The sequence below is a fragment of the Curtobacterium luteum genome, from assembly GCF_001475545.1.
In the GTDB taxonomy this organism is placed as follows: Bacteria; Actinomycetota; Actinomycetes; order Actinomycetales; family Microbacteriaceae; genus Curtobacterium; species Curtobacterium luteum_A.
The window spans coordinates 1-4,191 of sequence record NZ_LDQC01000141.1 but is presented as its reverse complement, the minus strand read 5'-3'; the positions used below and the strand labels follow the sequence as shown (position 1 = coordinate 4,191).

Annotated in this window: 5 protein-coding genes; 1 reads left to right on the top strand and 4 read right to left on the bottom strand. The window is 72.3% G+C overall.

The genetic code is table 11. From position 1 onward, the window contains the following. A partial coding sequence (locus NS184_RS16625) for an ABC transporter substrate-binding protein (RefSeq protein ID WP_193750542.1) occupies nucleotides 1–683 on the bottom strand: 683 nt, incomplete at its 3' end. A gap of 158 nt (nucleotides 684–841) precedes the next feature. Between NS184_RS16625 and NS184_RS16620 the strand changes: the two genes are divergently transcribed. Further along, on the top strand, nucleotides 842–1,279 hold the full coding sequence (locus NS184_RS16620) for a YdeI/OmpD-associated family protein (RefSeq protein WP_058727187.1): 438 nt from the start codon (nucleotides 842–844) through the stop codon (nucleotides 1,277–1,279). Nucleotides 1,280–1,465: 186 nt separating this feature from the next. On the opposite strand, the gene NS184_RS16615 is transcribed toward NS184_RS16620, so the two are convergent. The 3 genes from NS184_RS16615 to NS184_RS16605 are packed head-to-tail and all read right to left on the bottom strand — an operon-like array spanning nucleotide 1,466 to nucleotide 4,053. Then, nucleotides 1,466–2,329 carry an NAD(P)H-hydrate dehydratase gene (locus tag NS184_RS16615; RefSeq protein WP_058727186.1) on the bottom strand — a complete coding sequence of 288 codons (864 nt, stop codon included), beginning with the start codon at nucleotides 2,327–2,329 and terminating at the stop codon, nucleotides 1,466–1,468. Then, nucleotides 2,319–3,059: a histidine phosphatase family protein gene (locus tag NS184_RS16610; protein WP_058727185.1), complete on the bottom strand. Its 741-nt coding sequence runs from the start codon at nucleotides 3,057–3,059 to the stop codon at nucleotides 2,319–2,321. The genes NS184_RS16615 and NS184_RS16610 overlap by 11 nt, the downstream gene beginning before the upstream one ends. 34 nt (nucleotides 3,060–3,093) lie before the next feature. Beyond that, nucleotides 3,094–4,053 (bottom strand): hypothetical protein, encoded by a 960-nt coding sequence (locus NS184_RS16605; RefSeq protein WP_058727184.1) that lies wholly within the window; start codon nucleotides 4,051–4,053, stop codon nucleotides 3,094–3,096. Between the last annotated feature and the right edge of the window lie 138 nt (nucleotides 4,054–4,191).

Sequence of the window (4,191 nt, the reverse complement as noted above, 5' to 3'; positions counted from 1 at the left end):
CCGAAGTACTCGACGCCCTTCGTGATGTCGTCGGCCGATCCGCCGTTCTCGAGGGCGGCGAGGTACACCGCACTCGCGGCCTGGTTCGCCTGCGTCGGGTCGCCGGCGATCGAGACCTTGCCCTTGTACTCGGAACCGAGCAGGTCGTTCAGGTCCTTCGGAGCGGTGGTGATCTTCGAGGAGTCGTAGCCGATCGACATCAGGCCCGTGTAGTCGCGCGTCCACGCGCCGTCCGCGTCCTTGAGCGACTCGGGGATGTCGGACCAGTTCGCGACCTTGTAGTCCGCGAGCAGGTCGAGGTTCTGCTGCAGGACGGCGTTGCCGAGGTCCAGGACGTCGGGGGCGGTCGACTGGCCCTTCTGCGACTTCACGGCGGCGACCTCGTCGGCGCTCGACCCGTTCGGGTTCGCGGAGTTGACCTTGATGCCGTACTTCGCGGTGAAGCCGTCGATGATCTTGCCGTAGTTCGCCCACGACGGCGGCAGCGCGATGACGTTGAGCTGGCCCTCGGCCTTGGCAGCCTTCACGAGGGCGTCCATGCCGCCGGCGGACTGGGCGCTCGTCGCGGTCTTCCAGTCGGAGTCGTCCTTCGGGGACGCGCTGCTCGTCGCCGAACAACCGGCGAGGGTGACGATGGCGGCTGCCGCGAGGGCGATGCCGGCGAGGGTGCGCTTGTGCTGCACGGGGTGTGCCTTCCGGGTCGGGGGTCCGTTCCGCACGACTGTGCGACTCGGTCGGTGACGAGGATGGCCGGGGCCGGTTTCCGGTCCGGATCGGCTCGGTGAACGGGGGTCGAACACTTGCTCTTGCGGAGTGCGCGCTCCGGTGGTTGGCTCGCGCCATGCGGTTCACGACGACGGTCCTGCAGGCACGGAAGACGGCCACCGGGCTCCCGGTCCCGCCCGAGGTCATCGAGGCGCTCGGCGCCGGGAAGCGTCCGCCGGTGGTCGTCACGCTGGACGGCGGCTACTCCTACCGGTCGGCCGTCGGGGTCATGGGGGCACAGTCGCTCATCCCGCTGTCGGCTGAGCACCGGGAGGCCGCGGGCATCGCAGCCGGGGACACCGTCGAGGTCACGATCGACGTGGACACGCTGCCCCGGACCGTCGACGTGCCGGACGACCTCGGCGCTGCGCTCGACGCGGCCGGGGTGCGCGCGGCGTTCGAGGCGCTCTCGAACTCACGGCAGCGCGCCCTCGTCGACCCGGTGCTCCAGGCGAAGACACCGGAGACCCGGGAGCGCCGGGTCGCGAAGGCCGCGGATTCCTTGCGGGGGTAGCGGGGGGCGCGGGCGCGGCGCGGGCGCGGGCGCGGGCGCGGCTGGTCCTTCCGGGCATACCTGGTCGAACCGGGCATGCCTGGTCGTTCTTTCCCGCCAGGAATGCCCGGTTCCACCAGCCACGCCAACCGCGATGGGAAAGAACGAGCGGTTGTCGGACGTCCCGGCGACGGGGCTGCAGGCGTGTCAGGCCCCGAGTTCGACCAGCACGTGCGGGATCTCCGCGACGAGCTCGCTCGCGACGTAGCCGAGCGGACCGACCTGCACGGCCAGCCGGTCCCCCGCGGCGGCGTGCACGTACGACGACCACGCGACCGCCTGGGCCGGGTCGGCTCCCCGCGCCAGCAGCCCGACGATCGCGCCAGAGAGCACGTCACCGCTGCCGCTCGTCCCGAGACCGCCGGACCCGGTCCCCTTGAGCCACGTCCGCCCGCCGGGGGTCGCGATCGCGTCGCCGAGCGCCACGACCGCTCCGAAGCGCTCCGCGATCTCGACGGCGTCGGCCACGGTGTCATCGCCGCAGCTGCGGCCGAGCAGCCGTTCGGCCTCACCGGAGTTCGGGGTCATCACGAGACGCCCACGCAGTGGTTCGAGTTCCTGTCGGAGGTCCGCCGCGACGCCCAGTGCGAATGCGTCGAGGACGACGAGGGTCTCGGGGCCGACGGTCCGCGCGAGCGAGGCCACGAGGTCACGCGTTCCTTCGGGCTCGTCCAGTCCGGGTCCGACGAGCACCGCGTCCGCGGCCGCCGCCACGGCAGCGATGCCCTCGCCGGCCCCGACGGCGACGTGCCCGTCGGGGTCCTCGTCGAGCGGCTCGACGCCGGACTCGGGCACGGCCACCGCGACCTGGGGTGCGACACTCCGCGCCACCGCGAGGGTGAGCCGGCCGGCTCCGACCCGGAGTGCGGCGAGCGCCGACAGGACCGCGGCACCGGGGGTCCGTGCGGCACCACCGACGACGAGGACCTGCCCGCGGCCGTACTTGCCGGCGCCGGGCTCGGGGAGGGTCCAGTCGCGGAGGAAGTTGGGGGTGATCGGGTCAGTGGACACGGGCGTCGTCCTTCCGGCCGCCGTGTTCGGTGACCTCGTCGTCGTCGAGGTGGCCGACCGAGGAGAACTCCTCGAGCGACCACGGGCTCCGCCCGTCGTCACGTCGCAGCCGGGTGAGGGAGGCGTTCGCCACGGTGTGCGTCCTGGCGAACTCCATGAGGGCGGGTTCGTCGAGGTCGAGGCAGACAGCGACCGTCAGCATGACGACGGCGTCGTGCGCGGCGACGACCAGCCGCTCGGTGTCGTCCAGCCGGTCGACGTCTGCGAGGACCGACCGGAGCCGGAGCATCACGTCCGCCCAGGACTCGCCACCCGCGGGACGGTGGTAGTACTTGCCGAGCCACTCGCGCCGGCGCTCCTCGTCGGGGTAGCGGTCGCGGACGCCCTGCCGGGTGAGGAGGTCGAGGACACCGAGCTCACGATCCCGGAGCCGCTCGTCGGTGCGGCGGGGCGGTTCCCGGAGTCCGGCGTGCTCGAGGGCGATCGCGATGGTCTGCTGCGCGCGGTGGTACGGCGACACCCAGAGGGCGACGGACACGTCGTCGAGTCCGCGATCGGCGAGCTCCGTACCGAGCGCTCGGGACTGCCGTTCCCCGAGCGGGCTCAGCGGGACGTCCGCGTCCCGGTGCCGAACATCGATGACGTCCGCGCCTTCGGCCTCGGCGCGGGCGGCGGCGACGTTCGCCTCCGATTCCCCATGGCGGACGAGCCAGATCTCCGTGACGGCCATGCGCGCCACGGTAGTGACGGCTGCCTGTGCCGCTTCACCGTCTCACGTCGCGGGCGCTCCGGACCGGGCGGAGGAGGCACGGCAGACCTGCGATGCGGAGGCGGCGGGTCAGCGTGTCGAGGTCGAAGAGGTCGCGCCACTCCAGCCGGATGATCGTCCGGACCGCGGGGGCGGTGAGCAGGGCCTCGTGACGGCGTTTCTCGTCGAGGATCACCTGTTCCTGTGTGCGGCCGTTCCGGTACCGCGCCTGCGTGTACTTCGCGAGACCATCGGCCTCGACCACCACGCCCTGCTCGGGGAACCAGAAGTCGACCTCGTACCGATGCCCTCCGATGACGAACGGCTGCTGGAGGACCGGGGCGGGGAGCCCGAGTTCCCGGAACACCACACGCGCGAGGGACTCAGCGGGTGAACCGGAGCGGGCATCCGCGAAGTCGATGACGGACGTGGCGAGGGCGCGGCTCCGTGCCGTCGGCCCCACCGCGGCGCAGATCGGTGCGCGGGCGCAACCGCCCCGGAGTGCCGCGTCGGCGACGACCACGCCGGCGCGGAAGTCGCCGGCGAGTGCGATGTCCGCGACGGTCCGCGCCAGCGTCGTCGTGTGGATGCCCCGGACCTCGATCCGATCGGCGTCGGTCACGGCGCGCGAGTGCAACACCAGCGCCGCGGTCCGTCCGCGGTACATCGACGTCGGCACCGTGGCGTGCACCGGGACGTCCCAGCCGTGGAGCACGGGGAGGCCGTGGAGCGCTGCTGCTGACTCGTGCGATGCCGTTGCGCGGACCCCGATGCGACCGAGCCTGGCGTACACGCGTGTGACGTAGCGCTGTCGAGGGCCCGCAGCGTCCCATCGCGCCCCGTGCACGAAGGCGTTGGGCCCGACGCGGACGAGCCGGTACGGTCTGTGCGCGCTGGTTCGTCGGCGCAGGGTGGTGGCATCGGCGCCGGCCTCGTGCATGGCGGACGCTCGGAGGATCGGCAGCGGTTCGTTCATGCACGGCAGATTGCCCGCGCGACCCGCTCACAGAGGTGCCGTCCAGGAGGTCTGTGGACGGGCCTCCCGGACCGGACGTTGTGGAGGAAGCGCGTTCCTTCCCAAAGCGCGCGGGATGCCTGGTGTTTCCGGGCGTAC

Excerpts from the sequence above, each read along its gene's own strand:
- NS184_RS16605 (WP_058727184.1), bottom strand. The coding sequence starts at position 4,053 with ATGAACGAACCGCTGCCGATCCTCCGAGCGTCCGCCATGCACGAGGCC.
- NS184_RS16610 (WP_058727185.1), bottom strand. The coding sequence starts at position 3,059 with ATGGCCGTCACGGAGATCTGGCTCGTCCGCCATGGGGAATCGGAGGCG.
- NS184_RS16620 (WP_058727187.1), top strand. The coding sequence starts at position 842 with ATGCGGTTCACGACGACGGTCCTGCAGGCACGGAAGACGGCCACCGGG.